Source organism: bacterium (assembly GCA_016699595.1).
Lineage (GTDB): Bacteria > Patescibacteriota > Dojkabacteria.
In genome coordinates this window covers 453,183-476,143 of the sequence record CP064982.1, presented here as the reverse complement: position 1 = coordinate 476,143, position 22,961 = coordinate 453,183, and the positions used below count along the sequence as shown (strand labels likewise).

Below are 22,961 nucleotides of genomic sequence, written 5' to 3'. Positions count from 1 at the left end.
TTCAACTAACTCTTTAGTTTCTTCGGATAATTTTTTTACTAATTCTTCGAGAAACTCTTTCTTTGATAGTTTTCTTAATTCAACTTTTCCCTTCTTAGATTCAATATTACTGCAATTTTATCTCTTACTAATTTGTTGAATCTAAATTTCGCCATATAGTTTAATGGTATTATTAGTATTTTATTCCCTACCAGTTGAAGAACTTATTCTAAACTCTCGAATAATCGTAACTTTCACTCCTCCTGGATACTTACCACTGTCTGATATTTCGTCAGAAATGTCTTTTGCCAAAATTATACACTGGTTGTCATCAAGCTTATCGGATTGAACAAGTACTCTAACTTCTCTACCGGCGTAAATTGCATAAGCATCTTTCACCCCATCATATGAGTTTGCTACATCCTCGATTACTTTTATTCTAGCTATATATTCTTCATATGTTTCTCTTCTAGCTCCAGATCTACTGCCTGAAATCTTGTCGGCTAGTTTGACGATTTCAGCTTCTATATATTCACTTGCTATATCATCATGATGTGCCTCAATTGCATTTATTACTTTTTCTCCGAGATTATACTTTCTTGCATATTCCCCTGATATATGATGATGTTGCCTATTATCCTGCCCTAAAGAATCAGTAATCACGACTTTGCCTAAATCATGAAGTAAGCATGCAAGTTTTACTGCTTGTACATCTGCTTTTAGTTCAGTTGCAATTGATTCTCCTATTTGAACCATCTCCAGTACATGTTTGGCAAGATTTTGTCCGTAGCTAAATCTGTATTTGAACTTGCCTATCAATTTCACAAGTTCATCAGGAAGATCTGTGAAGCCAGATTTGAAAGCTAATTCTTCGCCTTCCTTTTTGATTATCTTAAGTAAGTCGGATTTCACTTTGTCTACAGTTTCTTCTATCGTACCAGGATGCATTCTTCCGTCTTTCAAAAGTCTAGCTATAGAGATAGCAGCAACTTCTCTTCGAATAGGATCAAAACATGAGATAGTTATAGTTGGGGAATCTTCATCAATCATTATCTCAGTTCCAGTTAATTTTTCTAGAGTTTTGATGTTTCTTCCTTCTTTACCAATGATCTTACCCTTCTGTTCTTCAGTCTCCAATCGAAATCTAGATATAGCTACATCTGCTATATAATCAGTTGCACCTTGAACCATAGCATCCATAAGTATAGATTTGGCCCTCTCTTCGGATTCAAGCTCAACCAATTTAGATTGTTGCTTGATTCTCTTTGCAGTCCAGTTAGTTAATTCATCCTCAATTTTTGTTTGGACTAACTTCGTTGCTTCATCTCTAGTTAAAGATGCTATTTGCAATAACTCATCTTCAACTTTTCTAAATTGTGACTTTAGTTCTTCTCCTTTTTCATCAAGAGTTTTTTCTTGCTCATCAAGTTTAGAAAATCTGTCATCAAGGTTTTTGTTTCTCTGTAATAATGCTTGTTCTCTTTGATCAAGTCTTTTTTCTTGTTCTATAAGTTCGTTCTTCTCCTTATCTATACGGGATTTCTCGTGAGACAAAATTTCATTTGTTCTTTTTTCAATGTCTTGAGATTCTAGTTTTGCCTTTTGTATAATTTCTTTGGCTTTTGAACTAGCAAGTTGAATGGCTTCTTCTTCATTAGTTAATTTCCTTTTGATGTCTGAAAGTTCCCTTTGTAAATCCTGGTTGATGAGTATAAGATTTGCTTTAGAAGTTTCTACTTCTTGTAAATTTTGAAGCAAAGTACTTGTTTGTTCTCCTTGCTCAGACTTCAACTTAGAAAGCTCGAGAAACTTTTCCTCTGCATCCTTTAGGAGCCTATTTTGAGAAGTGCTTTTCCAAAAGAAAAATAGTGCGATTGAAATAGAAGCTATAGAAAACAATGCACTAATAATATTTATAATATCCATAATGAAATTATCAATAATCTTTCTGCAATCTTAGAAGACACTTTCAATCAGAATCAGGAAATCTAATGTCCGACTATAATTGAATTTCCAAACTTTTAGTATCAAATCAACACTAGTCGATTTGCAAATTTACCAAATTTCCAATTTATCCAAAGCAAGCCTCAATGTTTCTCAATATATACTGTCAACAAAGAGTCATCAAATCAAGAGCTAGATATTTCCAATAAATATTTAATGATAATTGCAGAAAAAATTATTCAACATTTTGATTATAGCATAATACTAGATGAGATTTGATATAATTATTAAATGCTGAGTAACATATTGACCAAAATTATAGAAACTATCCATGAACTCTACAAGAGCGATATTGCTTCTGAATTTGATACATCAAAAGTTAAGGTCGAGTATTCCAAGTTTGGAAATGTAGACTTAAGTACAAATATCTCATTTATTATTGCTCCGCTTTTGAAGAAATCTTCACAAGATATTGCGTCTGAATTATCTCTGATTTTGCAAGATAAAATTCAATTTGCTCAAGTTGTAGCTACAAACGGTTATATAAATTTCAAACTAAATGATTTGGGACTAACTCAAATATTGAATGGGCAAATTGACGCCATTAAAAAAGTCAATAGTTCCACAAATCAAAATGGCGAGATTATGGTTGAATTTGGTCAACCAAATACACACAAGGCCTTTCACATTGGGCATTTAAAATCAGCTATTACTGGGTTAAGTTTGTCAAATTTGATAGAAAGTCTGGGATACAAGGTCATACGAACGAATTATTTTGGGGATGTAGGTTTGCAAGTTGCAAAATGCATCTTTGGAGCAAGTATTTTTCTTGCAAATATTGACTATCTGAAAGCTATAGATTCAACAGGTCAAATAAGCTCAATTAAGTTGCTTGATGAAGGAAAACTCGATGAAGAGATTGAAACTGAAAACTTTGATTATTATGAAGTCAAGATACCAGAAGTTTCTACATTAAGTGAAGAAGATATTAGTCTAAAGGATATATCAAGTTATCAGGAAGCTGTTTTACTAATCGAACAAATGGATTTGAAAGCAAAGTCAAAGTTGGTTGATAAATTTTATACATTTGGTGCAAAAGCATACAAAGAAAACCCAAGCTTGGTTTCATTTATTAAAAATATCAATAAATTGGTTTATGATAAAACTTCTGACCAAGTCAACTTTTTATATGAAACTACAAGGAAATGGTCTGTTGAACATCAGATGGATGCTTTTGAAAGCCTTGGCATTCATTACGATAGACAATATCCTGAATCTGAAGTATGGAAAATAGGTGAAACAGCTGTGAAAGATAGTGTAGGCAAAGTATTTGTCATTGATGAGGAAAATGGAGGGTCAGTAATATTGAATAAGGAACTATTATCAAAGTCAGAGAAAAAACAAGTAAAGACTTTTGTTTATATAACGAGAGATGGTTTACCAACATATTCGGCGAAGGATGTAGGTTTGGTCAAATTGAAACTACAAGAATATCCAGATTTAGAAAAAATAATTATTACAACTTCAATTGAGCAAGCTGATTATTTCAAAAACCTATTTAAATCACTTGAATTACTTGGTCTGAATACTGATCAGAAGTTATTGCAACATATCCCATTTGGTTGGTTACTTAGAAACAATAAGAAACAAAGTTCAAGAATGGGAGATAGTATAAAAGGACTTGATGTTTTGGCTGAAGTTATCGAGAATGTGAAGTCCAAGATGAAGTTTGAAGATAATGATATTGCAACGAAAATTGCTCTTGCGAGTTTGAAGTTTCTGATTTTATCACATGAAATTCATACTGATATAAACTATGATCCTGAGGAATTCACTTCACTTACTGGATTTTCTGGAGTTTATGTAATGTATGCATATGTAAGAAGTTTATCGATATTGAATTCAATTACAGATACAAAGCTGGTTACTCAAAGCCCTAATACTTCACAGTACTCATTTAGTGCTTCAGAAAGTGAACTTGTTGTCAAACTGTCAGAATTTGAAAATGTAGCTAGAGTTGCTGGGGAAAAATTACAACCACATTTAGTTTGCCACTACCTATATGATCTTGCCACGCTTTTCAACAAATTTTATTCCGAGAATCAGGTCTTGGTAGATGATATGGATATAAAAAATGTCAGATTGCAAATTGTTTCATTGACAAATCAACTTCTTGAAAAAGGAATGTGGTTACTTGGGATTGAGGTTGTTGAAAGGATGTAAAATCAGAATATTAATTAAGAACAAAAAGTATATCTAATTCCAAAAAATACTAACACTATTTAATAAATACAAATACTTCGCAAAATATTCCTTATTTATTCTGAACCAACTCAATTCTATACTTTCAGTATAGCTTGTTGATTCAATTTCAAAAATACTTGTGTAGTCGTAAATATATCTTTCTCGCAATAAACTTTTATTCTCTCAAGATCTCTATCTTCCCAAAATACTTTACTAACTTGAGCACCATTTATATCATCCTTTGGAGTCGGTATATCAAAAACTGCAGCAAGCAGATCAAGGCTTGTGAAAGCTTTGACATCGCCAAACTGCCACATCTCCTGGGTATCAAGAATGAACTTGATATCCCAAGGTTTTTTCCCAGCAATATCAAGTATTGGAGAAAGTGGTAATCCAAGTATTAGCATTCGTCTTGCGATATATGGAATGTCAAATTCTTTGCCATTATGAGTACATATTTTTCTGATACTTCCAAGTTGGTCACTTTCAAAAAACTTATTTAGCATGTCACTAAATTCTTCAAGAAGTTTTTTTTCATCTTCGCCATAAAACGATTTAGTTTTGAACTCTAGTTCATCATTTTCCGAATTTCTAGTTATATATCCAGTAGATATGCAAACTATTTTGCCAAACTCTGCTTGTATTGCAGCTTTCTCTTCGAAAATTTTGGCTTCGCTAACTTTTTTCGCATAATCCTTTCTAAACTTGAAAGATTTTTTGCCCCAAAGTTTTTGCATTCTTTCATCAAGTTCCTCAAGTGTATGTGCACCTGATACTGTTTCGATATCTAGGAATATGACTTTATCTATTATCTGGTCAAGTTTGTACATTTTGGAAATAGTTTAATTTTGTTAAAATATCTTCTATTATTATAAGCCTTTATAAATTGTAAATACAATAGATACCAAATCCTGATTTAATTCTTTATTCTATTTGCACTTTCTAGCTTACATCAGTTAAAGTATGCTCATTACTATATTTACTTCATTTGGTTCCCTTGGTATTTCATAAAAATAGCCTGGGTGAACAAAGATTTTCTTCTCATCGAGAAGTTTCAATACATAATCTTCTTCTTTGACCCGAGTGTTACTTATATTCAATACTCTGTGTATGCCTGAATTTGCATCCAAAATCTTTATACTTTCGTTACTATCCAACTTCAGATCTTGTATTTGCAGGCTTGTATTAGCCTTTTTTATATACCCATGATTATGCAAAGATTGAGACTTTGATAAAATACTTTCGACCATATCACGCTGGAAAGTCAATGATTCCGAAGAATTTATCAAATTCGTTATTATATCCTGTGCTAGGTAATTCGCATTGAGAAAAGTATCTAAGTATATTTCAAATGCTTCTTTGTCTATTTGGGATAAATTTACTCCCACAAACCAAGCTATTTTTAAGTCGGGCAAAGCAAACATTTTTGAAATGCCATTTAGAAAAAAGACTTTCAAATTTGGATAATTGCTACTAAGCACATCATCATACAAAGTAGGATTTCGTCCCGTTGACAAAAATTTCTCTTGAAATATAGAGAATACCTCATCTACAATGACAATTAAATTGTTTTCTACCGCGATTTTACATACATCATCAAAAGTCTTCTTTTCTAAATTACTTCCGGTTGGATTATTTGGACTTATGATAACCAAAAATCTTGAACCATCTTTAATCTGTTTGACTAGGCTATCTATGTCAACGGTCCACCCATTCTCATCATCATAAATCAAATCGTAATAATCAATTTCTATGTTAGAAAACTTTGCCAAGTAATCAAAAAGAGGGTATGTAGGTCTAGGTAGAAGAACTCTAGCATTGTCAAACTTCAATACATTGAAAATAACTTGATAACTTTCAGACGTTGATGCTGTAACAAAAATATTTTCAGCTAAATGCGAAGCTTTTGTGTATAATTTTGATATCGACGATCTAAGTTTTAGTTGTCCTTTACTTTCGGGATTATATTGTCTATTAGCAAAATATGTAGAAGATAAATTTATGAGAAGTCTTGATGGGAAATGATAAAACTTAGATAAGTCTGTTTCAATAAGGTTTCTGAAGGTTGGTAAGTGCTGAATCTCCTCTAATTTTTTGTATATCTCATTTATTGTATTCATTACCTTTTGATGGCTGGCAAATAAATAGTAAACTCGGCTTGTTCACTATTACCATCTTCGTTCTCCAAAACAGCTGCGCCGACAAAAACATAGATAGGTTGCAAGTATTCTTGGAATTTCTCGCTTTCATAGTAACCAAGTTCTATCTTTTTGATATACATTTTTGTAATTTTCTCATTTGCATTCTTCAAATCATAATCATCTGTTCTTGATGCTCTTTTCAAATCTACCAAAATTCCCTCGTTATTCTGTATTTTCTGCCATGCCTCCTGAATAGAAAAAATTTTGTACTTGCCAATATTTGAAGGAACTAGGGTACTTGCATACCAATTTGGTGAAGTAAATGAATATATATCACTTAATCTAATACTAGTACCAGAAATCAGCATAGAGTTTGGAAATCTTGGAGATTCATTGTACACTTTTGATAGATATTGTTTTGTACTTGCTAAATTCTTCTTTGCTTCACTATCTGTGCTTTTTGCTTCGATTGTATTTAATAAAAATTTTTTTTGAAATGACATTCTCAAAAATTCTGCTCTTAAAGGAGATGATTCTTTGTAAAAAACATTTTTTTCTTTGTCAAAGCTTATGTATTCACTATTCACCCATGCATTTTCATAATTCGCATTCAAAAAACTTTCTGATATCAAATTAGGAAGAAATTCCGAACTATAGTTATTTGGGTTACCAGAAAAATCCTTCAGCTTGTCAAAACTCAAATCTTTCACATTATCGTTTTTGATGATTACACTACCTTGAACAATATCCAATTCTAGAGTTCTTGTGCCACTTTGCAATGTCACAAGTGTCCCACTTTTTTTGTATTCTTGACCAAATCCCATCTTTTTTGCTAACTCTAAACTTTTTTGTAATGAAAATAATGTCTGTTTAGGCTCAATATACTTATAAACTCTAACAATGTTTATAGGAGTTTCGAATTCGTTAAATGAATCTGGTCTTGACAAAAAGAGTCTTCCTGATGGTGTCTCTAAAGAATATGTCACATTCTTGATACTTGCTTTATAAGCTAAATTTGATAGATCAAGTAAAGGTAATTCTCCATAGATTCTGTTCTCTGTCTCCGAGAATGCCAGATCGTTCTTTTTCAATTGGTCTGATGCTAATTTACCAATGATAGTACAGGTCATTGATATAATTATAAAAACAAAACATCCTACCAAAAATTTTCTTACATTTTTTGTTGATTGTGATAATGTTGTCAAGTGTTTATGTTCTGTTTGTTTTGCAAAACTTTATTGCAATTAATTTCAAATTTACTTTTTCTAAAACAATTATTAAATTTATTAAATAAGTGAAATTCTAGCCTCTGTCTTTCCACTTTCTTCGACTGGAACTATGATTATCCAAAAGTTACCTCTATTGAAATTTATAAATTTCTGATCTGTATTCAAAAACTTTGTTCTTCCGCTAGCATTGTCTTTCTGCCATGTTCCATCAAATATTTTGCCATCAAGTAAATACGTGGCCTTGCCTTTGCCGATTATATCAAATGACAAATGTTTTAATTCATCATTAATGTTTTTATAATTTACATATTGCAAAATAATGTTTTTGGCCGTAACTTGTTGTTGATTACTTTTGTCAATGTCCGGACTTCCATTTATATATCTTAGGTATATATTTTTTTCTCGGTTGTATATCCATCTTGAAGAATACTTGCTATCGCCAGTCAAGTTAATATTTGCTTCACTTGTAATATTTCGATCTTCTAGCTTTAAATTTTCTTTGAAACTCCAACTCTCTAATTGTGATGAAGTGTTCCAACTAGCCGGGATGCATTGACGCATTGTAGACAAGGTAAAAAACATGCTATGTTCTTTTGGAATCCCTTGTGTGATTCTTCCTTGGTCCATATAAGAACTGCATTCTGTATGTTTGATAGCTTGCAAATTCATATAATCGAAAGCATCAACTTTGTTTTTGCTTTTCAAATCATTGCTTGTAGCTTGTCCTATGTGAAAATGTACTGGGTCATATTCTTGAGACATGTCAAGAATATAAACTCTGGTAGATCTTATGGGACCGATCTCTTTAGGTTGGTGTTGCCAAAATATACCTAAGTACCTAGTGATTTTATCTTCAACGGGTACTTCGTAAACTACATCAGCTTCACTCAATCCTGCCTGAGGTCTTGCCATTGTTGCATTGTCAATAACTGCCGAAACGATTCTTTGATCTTTTAATTTCTCATATAATTCTTTTGTCAAAAATTCGCCTGTGATTGGATTTTGATTTTCTTGAAGTTTTAAGTGTGAATTTAACTTTAAACTTTCAACAGATTTAGTTGCTGCTTGCTTGGCTACAAGGTTATTCTCATTTATTTCTTGGATAGTGTTTCCGGCTTTATAAACAAATTTGTAAAAAGTAAAAGCTAATAGCAATATAAAAATAAACAAACTAAAAAATGCAATTATATTTCTTTTAGTCTTCAAGCGCTTGTTCTTCTTAATTTGTATTTTGCCTAAACTTTGAACAGACAAATCATTACTAGTAGCTAAATTAGCATCTTGTATATTTATTTCAGTTTGACTAAAAAAGGTTTTCATTATTTAGTATTCTACAAAATTATAAAAAATACTTGAAGTATTTTGTGCAAAATAATATTATTTCATAATTTGGTAAATCACTAGTCAAAATTTGATCAAGACAAAGTGTTGAATCCAAGGAATGTAAGATTCATTTCAAATAGAATTTTTTAACTAGATAAATATATGGACACTTCCCCAATCAATACAAATATGAATGTCGATAGTACTACAGAGTCAAATAATCTTTTGTCAACACCAGTAACTTCAACATTGCCAGGTTCTCCACTGGTAAATAATGTAGCGAAAGTTTCGCAGGATATTGGTTATGCAAATGTATCTGAGGAAGTGAATGATATTGCTAATCTACCTACAGACAAACTGGGTACTCCTAGTTCTACAGTTGAGCTTGATCCTACATACGAGGTAGATGAATATGAATTTGAGGGAAACGATAATTCAAATGAGAAGAAAAGAAGGATAGTGAAAATAGGGCTTATACTTTTCATTCTAGCGTTAGTTTGTATAGCAATCTTTTTGATATATACAGTTATTTCTAGAAGGGCAAACAGCAACGGTTCAAATACGAACAGCACTTCTTCTTCGACCACTATGATAAGTCAACAGAGCGTATCAACGACTTCTCAGCAAGTTACCAAAAGTACATTAAGGGTTTGGGGAATGTGGGAAAATGCTGAAGTAATAAAACCTGCAATTGAAGCTTTTAATCAGAAGTATCCAAATATTACAATAGAGTATGCAAATAGAGAAGGTATAAATAACACTCAAGAACTGTATAAGGAATCACTTCTTAGCAAATTTGTAGATGCGAAAGACTCATTGCCTGATATATTTATCATACAACAAAGTTGGACGGATCAAATGCAGAAGTATCTGTATCCTTCAACTACGGCTGGATATACGGCTACTGATTATAGAAATACATTCTACCCAGCATTTGCTGAAGCTTTTGTTCGAGGAGAGAATGTTTATGCAGTACCTATAGGTTTTGATGGACTTGGAGTTTATTACAATAAAGAATTATTACAATCACAAGGTTATAGTGAACCTGCGAAGGATTGGGATGGATTTACAGAACAAGTTAAGAAATTGACAAAAAAAGATTCTAATGGAAACCTGCTAACATCAGGTCTTTCAGCTGGTCCGTACAATAATGTAGGTTTCTTCTTTGACCCAATATCATTACTTATGATGCAAAGTGGTAAATTGCAAAATGATAAAGGTGAGCTCGAGCTGACAACTAGTGTTGAACTTGTAGATGCTGTAAATTTCTATATGAAATATTACTCTGAATCAGGTGGTATAAAATCTTGGGACGCAAATCAAGATTTAGATGTGAAGGCTTTTGCTGAAGGTAAGTTGGCAATGATGTTTGGTCCTTTGTGGAGAATAAATGAAATCAAAAAATATTATCCAGATCTTAATATTGGTATTTCTCCAATGCCTCAGATTAGTGATTCAAATGTAGTGAATTACTCAAATAGTTGGGGTTATGCAGTTTATAATGGTTCAGCAAATAAAGCAGTTGCATGGGAGTTTTTGAGATTTATTACAGAAAAAGAACAATTAGCTTCCATGTATCAAAAAGCTACTCAAACAAGATTTGTAGGTCAGGCCTATCCAAGAATTGATATGGCGAACCTTCAACAGAATGTTGAATATGTAGGAACATATATACAAATGGCACCTACTGCAAGATCATGGCCAATGTATAGCTACGAAGATGCTCAAAAAATATTTAAATCCGAACTAGGTTCAAAAGGAAGTGTTGACTCTTTGACACAGATAGAAGAGAAAATCATCGACTTAAAGAAATAATTCTCAAATTATGGCAAAACAACAATTTACAAATTTACAAACTTTAGATGCAGAGGATGTCTTACTAGAACTTAGGAAAACGAAATCTAATTATTACAATATGTCAGACTCTGTAAATATTGTAAGGGAGTCTAAGAAAACAATCAAGAAACAGGATGATGTCAAATCGGCTAAAAACAAGACATATAAGCATAATGGGATTGATTTACTTAAACCGTTTTTTTCTGGCAAGCCAGTGAAGTATCTTTCTTTACTTTGGTTAACCTTGTTTGGATTACTAATTTCTTATCAATCAGCTTTCATGATCAGAAATCAAAATTTTGACAATAGTGTTTCTGCATCTTCATTAGATTCAATTATTATAACTAGTACATCTGGAGATATTTATTACAATTTATTTGGAAATTTGGTCAAGGAACAAGTGGCAATATTATTTATCACCTTATTTCTACTTGGTCTGGGAGGAATCATAGTTTATTTTTTAAATAGATTGAAAACAAATTCCCAATGATTTTTTGGAAAACTATTATTAACTTTTGCATTACTTAAATATTAAGTCAAGTAATGTAATTTATAAAAACAATATGGAAAATACACAACAACCAACAAACTCAGTACCTCAAGTTATGTCTGCATCGCCAACAATGCAAGCACCTGTACAACAACCAAATGTAGTTTATGTCGAAAAAAAATCTAAGACTTGGCTTTATGTTTTGATGGGAATAGTTATATCTCTTCTTTGTTGCTGTGGTATAGGCGTTGCACTTTTTGGTACTTCTGCAATAGCTATTACAAGAGTTATGGGGCCTGCCATAAAAGAGTTTACTGCACAGGTTGAAAGCCTAGATAAGGAGTATGCGCAATATACAAATGATCCAAAGTTTTCATCATGTGTCGAGACTGAAATGCGTGATGTTGAAACAACTTTGAAAACAAATTTGGAAGCGAAGATCAAAGCTGAGAATAGTAAAGATCCAACTGAGGTTATGAAGACTGTTATGGATGAAATAGCTATAGAAATGAAATCAGCATATTCAAATTGTGCAGACCAAGTAGATCCTCAAGAAGATATGTATAATGATAATAGTGATGATGAATTGCCATACTAATATCTAATTAGAGTTAATATGAAGATCAATACAATTCAACCTAAAACGATGATAGTCAGCTCCAAACTTCCTGGAGCTGACTTTGTAATTAATCAATATTCTGGATGCTCATACGGTTGTGTATATTGCTATGCAGAGTTTACCCGCAAATTTACAAATCATTTGAAAGATGAATGGGGAAGTTATGTAGATGTAAAAACAGAATTTGAAGATATTTTAAGAAAGGAAATAAAAACTTTAAATAAAAAAATTGGCAACAAAGTAATTTGGAAGAATAATTCTATTCTCCCTGATATTTTGATGAGTTCTGTATCTGATCCTTACCAAGGAATTGAAGCAAAATACAAAGTCACAAGGAGGATTCTTGAAATCTTTATAGATGAAAATTATCTAGGTAAGCTATCAATTTTGACAAAGGGAACCCTAGTTACTCGAGATATTGATTTATTTCGAAAGTTGAATATTCAAGTTGGGATGACAATTACTTCACTGGGTGATGAAATTAGCAGAATATTTGAAACAAATGCTCCACTTTCAACTGACAGGTTGAACGCACTAAGAAAGTTGAACAAAGCAGATATTTCGACTTATGTTTGTATTTCACCACTTTTCCCACATTTTGCAGATGATACTGATTCTCTAGATAAATTATTTAATGAAATCAAAGAGGCGGGAACTGATTATCTTTTTATTGAGCATATAAACTTACCACCTAAAAGAATGAGTCTTTTGATAAAGAAACTAGCAAATAGGGTTGATGAAAAAATGATTGATAAATTTCAAAATTCACAAACTATTGATCACAAGGCAAGGTTAGTACAGACAGTTGATAAGTTAATAAAGAAATATAATTTTAGAGTATTTGGAGGTGGAGTTTTGGATCACGAAAATGCAATCGATGGAACGAATTTCTTTGTCAAATAATATCAGTTTTGAACTATGACTCATATAGCTATAATGCAACCAAAATGGAAGTTGGTTGAGAAGATTGAAACTAAAGTTAAGACTATTGAAACAAGATTCTATAAACTGAAAGCAAAACCTTGGAACTTAGTTAAGGTTGGAGAAAGTATTTTTTTCAAAGAATCTGGAAAATCGATATATTTGAAAGCAAAGGTCTTAAAGGTGGAGCAATATGAAAATTTGGATTTAGCTTCAAGTTTGAAACTTATTGCTACAGCTGGTAAAGCAAATATTGGCATTACTTCCAAAGAAATGGAAATCATAATGGAGGCACATTTGACGGGTAAAAAATATGCAATTTTGATTTGGCTAACTGAAGTTGAGAAAGTTGAACCATTTAATATTTCAAAAGCTGGTTTTGGTGCGATGGCAAGTTGGATTTGTGTAGAAAATATTGAAAAAGTCAAGATTTTGATTTAATTATTTAGTTCAAGTGGTAAAATTCACTATTATTTTTACAGTTCACAAACTATGCTAGATCTCAAATGGGTTAGAGAAAATCCTGAAAAACTCAAGCAAATCATTTTGAATAAAGCTGGTGGTGATAGTTCCAAAGTTTTAGTGAAAAATGCCAATGTAGATAAATTCTTAAAATTAGATTTAGAAAGATCGAGTGTAATTAAAGAAATTGAAGAAATAAATGCAAAACGAAATGAAATTGCCGAACTATTGCAAGATGAGTCCAAACGAACTTCTGAAATGGTGTCAGAAGCAAAAGCTCTAAAAGACAAACTTCCAGAACTTGAAATGAAACTTGCCGAAATTGAGAAAACATGGCTTGAAATCCAATCATGGTTTCCAAATATTCCATATGAAGGAATGATTGTAGGAAGTAGTGATGAAGAAAATCCTGAAGTTTATGCAAGATCATTTAAAGATGAAAGAATAGAGTTAGGATATGGTTCAAAAAGACAACCTTGGTGTCCTGATGTTTCTCCGCATTGGGATGAAAGATTACAATCTGGCGAAATGAAACCAAAACATCATTTAGATTTATTTTTGGATTTAGGATTAGTAAATTTAGAACAAGGAGCAAAATCATCTGGGACAAGGTTTATTTACTTACTTGGAGATTTAGTCAAAATGCGAAGAGCAGTTCATAGAATGATGGAACTCGAACTTGAAAAGAAAGGTTATTTTTGGGTTGATCCTCCATTGCTTGTAAAAGAGAAAGTATTGTTTGGAACTTCACATTTGCCAGAAGGCAAAGATCAAGTTTATGAAGTTAGTTCTGAATATCTTGAAGAAAAAGATAGATTGTTCCTAGTTGGAAGTTCAGAACCACCAAACTTTGCTTTATATATGGATAGAACTGTCAAAGAATCAGAATTACCTGCCAAAATGATGGCTGTAACTCCATGTTTTAGATCTGAAGTTGGAAGTTGGGGAAAAGATGTGAAAGGAATCAAAAGAATTCATCAATTTACAAAAATGGAACTTGATGTTGTTTGTACTGCTGATCAATCAAGTCAGATTTATGATGAACTTTTGGATATAAACAAGTGGTTGCTGACCAAACTTGAACTACCTTTTCATGTAGTTGAAAAAGTTAGCGGAGATTCTGGATATAATGCATCAGCTCGTCAAGCAGATCCTGAAGTTTGGCTTACAGCTCAACAAGAATTTATCGAAGTTGGAACTGATACAAATGCAACTGATTTTCAAGCTAGAAGAATGAATATGAAATATATAGATAAAGATGGAAATAAAAAGTATTGTCATACTGTGAATTGTACTGGAGGACCGGATAGGATTTTGATAGCGATTGCAGACAATTATCAACAAAGTGATGGAAGTATAAAGGTTCCTGAAGTTTTGAGAGAGTTTATGGGAAGGGAGTTTATAGGAAAATAATTTTTTAAATAATTCAATGATCAAAAATATTACGCAAAACCCAATTTCTTTATTAGTCATAATAATATACTCATCGCTTACTATCGGCGCATGGGGAAATGTATTTAATTTGATAAATAATTCGCAATTTAATTTCGAATTCTTTTTATCAATATTTTTTGGCGTGCTATTTCCGGTAGCGATTTTCATTCGTATCAAAAGTTTAACAAAAAAATAAATTAAAGATGGATAATCAACACAAGGACTTAAAAAAGATTATTACAAATGATGGAAAGATTTGTTATCTGAAAATTGATCGACCTACATGTATAGGCGCTGGAAGTTGTGCTGCGCTAGCTCCTGCGACTTTTGGACTTGACGAGGAAAACTTGGTTTACCTCAAAGAAGACGGTACTCAATATGATAGTTTGGAAGATGTATTGGCTGGAGCTCAGAGCTGCCCAGTTTTTGCTATAGAAGTGTTTGATGAGAATATGCAAAGGATCTGGCCAGAATAATTCTCCAATATCTAGTATAGATAATAGATACAAATTACTGGAAAATTTAGTCTCTTAAGTGAATGTAAATCGTCGTAAATCCTTTTGTACAGCTTTTGTCCTCACAAATTCTTACATAATTAGCACCACCATTGTTACAGGCAATTGGAAATCCTGGTATGCAATTATACTTACCTCTTTGGATGTATCCATCGTGAGCTGCAAGAATGGCATTTCCTCTTGGTCCAACAATATCTATACCATCATGATAGTAACCTAAAGATGAGTTGGAATATTCTTGTGTCATTATAGGATTTCTAAGTTCAGGTAGTCCCAAAGTACCATTTCCATAATTACAAGTCATTCCGGCATTTGATACTATTCCACTAGCAGGTAAATATTTGCAAGGATTCACTTTTGTACCATTTAAGATGACAGTGAAATGCAAGTGTTCTCCAGTAGAGTTCCCAGTATTCCCTTGATAACCGACTATATCGCCTTTTTTCACTTCTGCACCTGAGACTATGACTTGAGAATTTATATAAGCTATAAGTTCACTTTCATATTGATTCAGTAGAGATTCGGCCTGTTTTTCTTTCTCACTTAGTACACCTTGTTGATTTGACGCAGTGCTAATTTGTACACCCAAAACTTCAATCTGATTTGCAAGAAAACTTTTTCTTTGTTCTAAAGACGCCTTTGCAGTTTCTAGTTGTTGCTTTTGATCATTTAGAGAAAAATTTACTTTCTCTTGTTCTGACTTGTTTTCTTGAATTTGAAAAGTCTTTTGGTCTTGCAATGTCTTAAGCCTTGATAGTTCTTCAATAATCAATCTATCTTTCTTTGTCAAAATCTCGTCAAAGCTTTTTGAATTCAGAAAATTATTTGAATCAACCATGTTCAGTATGCTAGTTGAACTGGTGACTTTTAATTTTTTGTAAATTTGTCTTGTTTGATATTCAGCTATTTGTGAAATTTTGTCAATTTGCTCATTTGTCAACTTGAGTTCCATCTCTGCAATTCCCAATGCCATTCCCAAGGTTTTCAAATTGTCTTCTGAGCTTGCAATTTGAGTTTGCAAAGATTCAATCTCCAGTTCTTGAAGTTCAATCTCTTGTGAAATAACATCAATCTGTTGTTCATTACTAGATATCTGCTTTTTATTGTTTGCAATTTGAGTAGTAAGAGATTTTTTTTGTGCTTCAATAATTTCTAATTCCTTTTTGTACTTACTTATCTGTTCTTCCAATTCTTCGATAGTAACGGCACTTACATTCTCTATATGCAATTTAAATACTAGGCTATTGAAAATAAGAAATGACAGTGATGTAGTTACAATAAAAAAAAGTTTTACTACTCGTGTTTTATAAGTCATATTATAATTTTTTTTCATAACAATCTTTGTATGATAAGATAAAAACATCTTCCTCTTTGATTATTCCACTTTTAAACTGAAAATCATATAACATTAGATTTTTTGCTAATCTACGATTTCCATAGTTCATTAAACTGTTCGCCCAAATAGCTAAGATATAATTGTAAAAATCTTTTTGTGAAAGCGAGACTCTAACTTTCCTAGCAAAATTAGCAAGATCTGCTTCTCGATATTCTAACAAATTTTGCGGTGACATTTCAAAGCTAGATGATAAGTATGATTGTACATTAGATTCATTAAGTTCCCTTTTATCATTTTTAAGCACAAACAGCTTTTTCATTTCGTTCAATATAGTAAATTTGTCATATCCAATATAATCAGTAACCTTTTGAACCATAGACAAGTCAAAGTCCAATTCAAACTTTAGGTTCAGTTTTGAAACAAGTTGCTTAGCTTCTTTAGCAGAATTTGTTGATAGTGGAAAAAAATATGTAGTTACTTTATTTTCCCATAGAGGATGCTCATTTTTTATAGTTACCTCCTCCCAAATTATTGCAATATTATCTACATCTTCTTTACTGTTGTTGTTTGCAAATTTATGCTTTAGCAAGTCATAAAAGATGCTAAAAAATTTTTTATCAAGATCTGAAATCCTTTTGAATATATAAAGATGCTTGTTCGAAAAAAACTCTTCTGAACTTTGGTAGATAGTATTTATGATAGATTCGTCTAGAATGTCTAAGTCGATAGATTTCAGAGTATACCCTTTGCTCTTTGCTGCCTTTTTCAGACTATTCAGTTTTACTATAGAATTGAAGTTATCTTCTCCGTGGATAATTATTAGCATAGGTACTAATTATTTTATATATCACATCAAAAACTTATTACTTCACCAAAATTTATATGCTGCTTCTTCTTGTGATCGAAACATCCATCTCCTTATTTTTCAAAACAACTCTATCTATATTCCATTTACCATCAAAAAGCAGAGTTTCAATATCTTCATGAATTTTTTCAAAATCATAATTACCTATACCTAGTGGTAATTTCCCAACTTTGTCACGAAAGTCTTTTATTGATAAGTCAATTGTTGCTATCTTACCACCATCTATTCGAAACTTACCCAGTGAATTCGTTCCTATATATGCATGTCCGGCGATGATATCTTTGACTTTTATTTCAACATCGATTTTCTCTGGAAAGATCTTAAGTATAGTTTCGGTTTTATAATTTCTTACCTTAATATCCTTTGATGAAATAAATGAATTTATCTCATCTTCTGTCAATGTTAGAACGATCACTTGATCATTGTTATTTGTAGCATTAGCAACTTTTGAGATGAAAGATGACAAATACTCGTTGCTTATATTGCTAGAGTCTTTTTTGAGAAATGGTAGGTCCAAGTTTATGCCCTGAAATTTCTGTTCTAAAGTAGGAGAAATGTTACTAGAAATAAAACTATCTACCTTTTCTTTGACAGATGGAAATTGTGTTGTTAAGAAGTATATAAATGCAAAAATAATGAATATAACAAGAATTATTGATGTTAGACACCCTGATAATGAAAATTTATGATTGACTAAGTCAATTCGAATGGGATCTTGTTTATAGGAATCATTGTTGATTTCCTTGTTTCGTGACTTATTTCCTTCTGAGGTTAAGACATTCTTGTAAGTAAATATAGAATCTTTGGCTTGAGGTTCTAATTCATGAAACTTTCTTATCTTTTCCTTTATTTCGTTTTTATTGCCATTGATTTCATTTGGATAAGTCATAATAAATTAAGCTTACCAAATAATCAAAATCAATTCAAGTTCCAAAGTTCAAGGTTGTAGTAAATACTCTGAGGAGAAACGAGATTATCAAGTGGCATAGTGAGTGCTTTATTAGATATTATGTTGATATTTGGCTGATAAAGAAAAATTACCGGTGAATCCTTGTCTATGATCTTCTCAAAATCTTTATACAACTTTATCCTTGTTTCTTTGTCCTCTATGCTTCTTGCACGATTCAAGGCATCATCAACCCTAGAAATTTCACTACCAGTTATTATATCTTGAACTTTTTCACTACTTCTGTAACTAGATATATTCAACCCATCTTGGGATATTTGACTTTCCAGCCAAAGTCGAGATCTATCTGGATCTATATATGTTTCTGTTCCGAGCAATACCACTTCAAATTGTTTTGTTTTGAGAATTTGATCATTCAAATGAGATGCATCCGATATTGGATCTGCTACTGCTTGAATACCTATACTTTTTAACTGTTCTATAATTAAGTTTATTACCTCGTTCGAGGTTTCGTTTTGGAAGTAAGTAATTTTGAACTCAAGTACTTGCTGGTTTTTTTGCCTTTTTCCTTCTACCATTAGCCATCCAGATTCATTTAATAGTGTATCGGATTTGGAATTATCAAACAAATATGGGTTACTATTCCCCAAATTTACCCAACTCAACTCTGAGAGAGCTCTTTGCATAGGCTGAGATTTGGTTGATATCGATGATGCTATTATTGATTTGTTTATCCCGAGATTTATCGCTCTTCGAACATTATTATCTTGAAATACTTTCAAAGTATCTTTTTCAGTATCATTCATAAGTGCCTCATCTTTTAGGTTAAAATAAAGACTCCAATATCTGTTTGCAAAAACATTTGATTCGTAATTTGTTAAATAGTAATTATCATTTTTCAAAACATCCCCATCTATTACTTTCAATTTATTTAACCTAATATTCTTTGTGAAAGTAACACTTTTGCCAAGTAAACTTCTCTCAAGTTGTGTTTGAGATTTGAAAAACTTAAATATATATTTATCAATTTTTATGTTTTCTGCACTTCTAAAAAATTCATTTTTTACCAACACATATTCTTTTTCGCTCGAAGAATTTTTTTTCATCGGTCCAGTTCCAATGGGATTTCTAGATATTTCAAGTCCAATAAATTTATCTGCGACTTTGTCAAGTTCACTTGCAGGCATTATGCCAAAAGATAAATCTTCAAAAAGAGTAGGTATATATTTGCCTACATCCAAAGTTATAGTGAAATCATCGGGAGCATCGTACTTCAACTCATCAAATATTGTTTTTGTAGCACTGTCATTAAATTTTGTTCTAATTGCATTGATAGTAGAAATAACATCGTTAGCAGTCATTGATTGACCGTTTGAAAACTTTATATTTTGTTTGAGATTGATTGTGTACTTGTAATTTTCTTGACTAAAATTTTCTGCAAGTACTGGAATTATATTTTCGTCTTGATCAACTCTGAAAAGTGGTTCATAAATCAAGCTAGATATAGATCTGTCAAGATCTGAAGTATTATAATTTGTTGGAAATACTCTTTGTATACCGATAAAGCTTTTGTCAACCAAAACACCTTCGGTAATCTCCTTTTTTAGGGAGAATAAATCCTTCCCAATGTTTCCTGAACTTATCACAGAATAAAGTATGAAAATTATCAATACTAAAGCTAAGAAAACGAAAGCGAGACTTCCATTTTTCAAAAATTTGTTTTTGCTGAATTTCAAATTCATTTATTATTCAAAAAACCGTGATATTCTAAATTATCAAATTTAGTTATCAAACTAAATCATCTTAATGTTTGTGGATGATTTAGGATTTCCTAACTATGAAGTAGAAGTAAGCTAGTTTTTACATCTACTTAGACTATATAACTAGAGATGCTACGCACAAAGCAACAAGAATGATTGCAGAAATCACTGTCAAATAATACAAGAACTTTTCAAGTCCTCTTCTAGACCTGTACATTTCACCTCCACCACTTCCTCCCCCAAACATACTACCAAGTCCTGAACCTCTTGCTTGTAGAAGAATAGAAATGGACAAGATTACCGAAATCGCAATGATTAAGTAGTTTAGAATTTGATCTGTTGACATAAAATTTGTTCTTTAAAAATTATTAAGTACTTTTGAGTTCGACATTGGTGGACGCGGCGAGATTCGAACTCGCTTCCAAAAGTCGTTTCCTAAATCTTTATAACATGCTTTTATAGATTTAGTTTCTATTTGAATGTCAATCTATAAAAGTATTTCAAATAGTATATGCTTCATAGTTTTGTACCTCTGAGCATATAAAAAACAGAGATATTACATATGGTGTTTTTGAAACATAGATCAATTCTCCACCATCAAGGAATTAATTCTATGGAAATGCATGGCATTTCTTCGCTCAATTATTATGCAAAATTTAGTAAGCCACTATAATATAGGGCACTTTTTACATTTTTTGCAAATTGAGCAAATTGTGTTTTGATGTTTGCATTTATGTATGCTAGTGAAAATCACTACCAAATTTATTTTGAAGTGTCAATAATGGTAAAACACTGCATGAGATTTTTGGATCAGTACTTCTGTCGAAATCCTTTCGCGCCCAATAAATCTTCTTCTGCCTATTTTTGGTTAGTTAAACAATTTGAAAAGTACTACACTATTGCCTTGTTTGTTGCTGTTTTATATAGTACAACCTTAGGTACCCCAATATAAGCTCGAGAAGAATTATAACACAATTTTTGAATTCTCTTTATATTTTGATAGAATTTATGACAAATAATGTTAAAATCATTTTCTGTTTATAACTCGTGGTAAACTATTTTTACTGTTACTAATTATATTAATTCATGTAATGTACAAATTATTACCTTATCAAACTTCATTTATAATGTAGTGAAGTGCTAAGTAGTTATATATAGTTATTCATTTAAATTGAAACGAATATAGATATGGACATATTACACACACTTATATATCAACCACTTTTCAATGTTTTAGTGATACTTTACAATACACTGGGTAGTAACTTAGGATTGGCAATAATCGCGCTTTCAATAGTTTTCAAACTTGTAACTTCCCCAATCACTAGTTTTCAAAACAAGATGGCAACAGGAAACAAAGAGCAAATGGATAAAATTAATGAAATTCAAAAGAAATATAAAGATGATCCAGATAAACTTGCTTCTGAGATGATGAAGTATCAACCTGCTGTTATGAAATCTGTAGGTAAGGGCTGTGCATTTACTATAATTCTGATATTGATGTTCGTTCAGCTAAGGCATGTGATTGTTGATTTTTCAGCTACAGAAGTCATAAATGAAAATAATCAAACTGTCGAGAGAAATATTGGTTGGAAAAATTTCAATAAGGTAGCTTATACTGATAAATTACAGCATGGAGACTATGATACTGTAAATCCTATGTTTCTTGGTTTGGATATAGGTAAAACTGCCAGAGACTTCATGGGTGGTGGTATCGAAAGTTTATTCACTATTCAAATTTTACCATACTTGCTTTTGGCTTTGCTGGTAGGTGCAACTCAATTTTGGCTAATGAAACTCTCTGTTCAAAATTCTGCCGATTTAGCCAAAGATCAGAAGCTCGGTATTGAAGATGCCGAAATAGTTAGTATTGCAAAGAAGGAAAAAAACAAAGATGGAAAGAAAAATTTGTCTGCGGTGGAATTGGACTCAACGAAACCAGAAGCGGTATCTCCAGAGAATATGGCAAATATATTTGGTGGACAGATGAATATAATGTTTTCAGTTCTGACAACAGTAACTTCACTTGGGTTTCTAGGTGGTGCACAGTTTTTCCCATCTGGCCTTAGTATATTCTGGACAATTCAGAATATTGGTAGTATAATCGAAAAATTATTCCAAAATAGGAAGAAATAGCAAGTTTGTTTACATTCAGTTTAAAAAATATTTAGGTGACGATAGCTCAAGTATTGCTGTATTTGAAATCAGTCACAATAACTTAAATATATGAAATCAAATACATCATTAAATCTTACAAATAGAGACATTTATACTAGATCAAACCGAGCCTTGAGAAAAGAAGGGAATTTACCAGGATCTGTTTATAGTGCAAAAGAAAAGTCAATATCTGTTGAAATGAATCTGAAAGAGTTTGCAAGTGCGTTTAAAGAACATGGATATTCTGGAGTTATCAAATTTCAAGTTGGGGATATTTTTTTTGATGGCATTATTCGCGAAGTTCAAATACATCCAGTCTCAATGGGGTTGACTTCGTTTGAGATTATGAAGCTTGATCAAGATAGGAAGATTAAGGTCAATGTTCCTTTTGAGATCACTGGGGTTTCATTGGCTGTTAAAAATAATTTAGGGTTTTTGGTTACCCCTATAGATAGTATTCCGCTTGAAGGTTTGCCAAAGAATTTGCCTGAAACCTTAACTATAGATATCTCTGAGTTGGATAATGTTGGGGAATCTATACTTATGAAAGATATCAATCTTCCTGAGGGTGTTGAATTCCAGCCAGGAACCGATATATATATTGCAATTGCAACAATAGTTCCACCACAAAAAGAAACAGCCACAAAAACTACTATTTCAGAAAATGTAGTTGAGCAATCGGATGGAAGCGTTGCAGGATCAAATGATGGACTGTCGGAATAGGTCTAGTTCGCATGTTTCTATATCTGTTGACATTTGCTTTTTATTTTGATAAAATGGTCAAGTTTTACATTCTAAA

The 22,961-nt window shown here is 31.9% G+C and carries 20 protein-coding genes and 1 other RNA gene; 10 read left to right on the top strand and 11 right to left on the bottom strand.

The window, feature by feature from the left end:
* Positions 1 to 180: 180 nt before the first annotated feature.
* Positions 181 to 1,905 carry a ribonuclease Y gene (rny, locus tag IPJ91_02310; protein QQR93272.1) on the bottom strand — a complete coding sequence of 575 codons (1,725 nt, stop codon included), beginning with the start codon at positions 1,903 to 1,905 and terminating at the stop codon, positions 181 to 183.
* Positions 1,906 to 2,214: 309 nt separating this feature from the next.
* Between rny and argS the strand changes: the two genes are divergently transcribed.
* Entirely contained in the window at positions 2,215 to 4,146 is a 1,932-nt protein-coding gene (argS, locus tag IPJ91_02305) for an arginine--tRNA ligase (GenBank protein QQR93271.1), read from the top strand.
* A gap of 116 nt (positions 4,147 to 4,262) precedes the next feature.
* Here the strand turns inward: argS and IPJ91_02300 are convergent, their stop codons facing one another.
* From IPJ91_02300 to IPJ91_02285, 4 genes are all read right to left on the bottom strand, one after another.
* Positions 4,263 to 4,997 (bottom strand): ribonuclease H-like domain-containing protein, encoded by a 735-nt coding sequence (locus IPJ91_02300; GenBank protein QQR93270.1) that lies wholly within the window; start codon positions 4,995 to 4,997, stop codon positions 4,263 to 4,265.
* 126 nt (positions 4,998 to 5,123) lie between these two features.
* Entirely contained in the window at positions 5,124 to 6,287 is a 1,164-nt protein-coding gene (locus IPJ91_02295) for a pyridoxal phosphate-dependent aminotransferase (protein QQR93269.1), read from the bottom strand.
* Positions 6,287 to 7,438 carry a hypothetical protein gene (locus tag IPJ91_02290; protein QQR93268.1) on the bottom strand — a complete coding sequence of 384 codons (1,152 nt, stop codon included), beginning with the start codon at positions 7,436 to 7,438 and terminating at the stop codon, positions 6,287 to 6,289. Before IPJ91_02290 ends, IPJ91_02295 begins: the two co-directional genes overlap by 1 nt.
* A 156-nt stretch (positions 7,439 to 7,594) precedes the next feature.
* Complete coding sequence (locus IPJ91_02285; GenBank protein QQR93267.1) at positions 7,595 to 8,857, bottom strand: DUF3048 domain-containing protein; 1,263 nt, start codon at positions 8,855 to 8,857, stop codon at positions 7,595 to 7,597.
* 165 nt (positions 8,858 to 9,022) lie between these two features.
* On the opposite strand from IPJ91_02285, the gene IPJ91_02280 reads away from it, so the two are divergent.
* From IPJ91_02280 to IPJ91_02250, 7 genes are all read left to right on the top strand, one after another.
* Entirely contained in the window at positions 9,023 to 10,675 is a 1,653-nt protein-coding gene (locus IPJ91_02280) for an extracellular solute-binding protein (protein ID QQR93266.1), read from the top strand.
* Positions 10,676 to 10,685: 10 nt separating this feature from the next.
* Positions 10,686 to 11,186 carry a hypothetical protein gene (locus IPJ91_02275; GenBank protein ID QQR93265.1) on the top strand — a complete coding sequence of 167 codons (501 nt, stop codon included), beginning with the start codon at positions 10,686 to 10,688 and terminating at the stop codon, positions 11,184 to 11,186.
* A 73-nt stretch (positions 11,187 to 11,259) separates the two neighbouring features.
* The gene (locus IPJ91_02270; protein ID QQR93264.1) at positions 11,260 to 11,784 is read left to right on the top strand and encodes a hypothetical protein; all 525 of its coding nucleotides are present in this window, start codon (positions 11,260 to 11,262) and stop codon (positions 11,782 to 11,784) included.
* Positions 11,785 to 11,802: 18 nt separating this feature from the next.
* Complete coding sequence (locus IPJ91_02265; protein ID QQR93263.1) at positions 11,803 to 12,708, top strand: radical SAM protein; 906 nt, start codon at positions 11,803 to 11,805, stop codon at positions 12,706 to 12,708.
* Positions 12,709 to 12,741: 33 nt separating this feature from the next.
* Positions 12,742 to 13,167, top strand: coding sequence for a hypothetical protein (locus IPJ91_02260; protein ID QQR93262.1), 426 nt, complete (start codon positions 12,742 to 12,744; stop codon positions 13,165 to 13,167).
* Between the two features lie 51 nt (positions 13,168 to 13,218).
* Positions 13,219 to 14,601 (top strand): serine--tRNA ligase, encoded by a 1,383-nt coding sequence (serS, locus tag IPJ91_02255; GenBank protein ID QQR93261.1) that lies wholly within the window; start codon positions 13,219 to 13,221, stop codon positions 14,599 to 14,601.
* 224 nt (positions 14,602 to 14,825) lie between these two features.
* Positions 14,826 to 15,098 (top strand): ferredoxin, encoded by a 273-nt coding sequence (locus IPJ91_02250; protein ID QQR93260.1) that lies wholly within the window; start codon positions 14,826 to 14,828, stop codon positions 15,096 to 15,098.
* A 46-nt stretch (positions 15,099 to 15,144) separates the two neighbouring features.
* Here the strand turns inward: IPJ91_02250 and IPJ91_02245 are convergent, their stop codons facing one another.
* The 6 genes from IPJ91_02245 to ssrA form a co-directional block, all read right to left on the bottom strand.
* The gene (locus tag IPJ91_02245; protein QQR93259.1) at positions 15,145 to 16,452 is read right to left on the bottom strand and encodes a peptidoglycan DD-metalloendopeptidase family protein; all 1,308 of its coding nucleotides are present in this window, start codon (positions 16,450 to 16,452) and stop codon (positions 15,145 to 15,147) included.
* Position 16,453: 1 nt separating this feature from the next.
* A complete protein-coding gene (locus IPJ91_02240; protein QQR93258.1) occupies positions 16,454 to 17,299 on the bottom strand; it encodes a hypothetical protein in 846 nt (281 codons plus the stop codon).
* A 52-nt stretch (positions 17,300 to 17,351) separates the two neighbouring features.
* Complete coding sequence (locus IPJ91_02235; GenBank protein ID QQR93257.1) at positions 17,352 to 18,227, bottom strand: hypothetical protein; 876 nt, start codon at positions 18,225 to 18,227, stop codon at positions 17,352 to 17,354.
* 29 nt (positions 18,228 to 18,256) lie between these two features.
* Entirely contained in the window at positions 18,257 to 19,987 is a 1,731-nt protein-coding gene (locus IPJ91_02230; GenBank protein QQR93256.1) for an ABC transporter substrate-binding protein, read from the bottom strand.
* A 133-nt stretch (positions 19,988 to 20,120) separates the two neighbouring features.
* On the bottom strand, positions 20,121 to 20,351 hold the full coding sequence (gene secG / locus IPJ91_02225; protein QQR93255.1) for a preprotein translocase subunit SecG: 231 nt from the start codon (positions 20,349 to 20,351) through the stop codon (positions 20,121 to 20,123).
* Between the two features lie 45 nt (positions 20,352 to 20,396).
* Positions 20,397 to 20,846, bottom strand: a transfer-messenger RNA (tmRNA) gene (ssrA, locus tag IPJ91_02220).
* Between the two features lie 347 nt (positions 20,847 to 21,193).
* Between ssrA and IPJ91_02215 the strand changes: the two genes are divergently transcribed.
* Both IPJ91_02215 and IPJ91_02210 read left to right on the top strand, forming a co-directional pair.
* Positions 21,194 to 22,141: a YidC/Oxa1 family membrane protein insertase gene (locus IPJ91_02215; GenBank protein ID QQR93254.1), complete on the top strand. Its 948-nt coding sequence runs from the start codon at positions 21,194 to 21,196 to the stop codon at positions 22,139 to 22,141.
* Between the two features lie 90 nt (positions 22,142 to 22,231).
* A complete protein-coding gene (locus tag IPJ91_02210; GenBank protein ID QQR93253.1) occupies positions 22,232 to 22,885 on the top strand; it encodes a 50S ribosomal protein L25 in 654 nt (217 codons plus the stop codon).
* Positions 22,886 to 22,961: the final 76 nt, after the last annotated feature.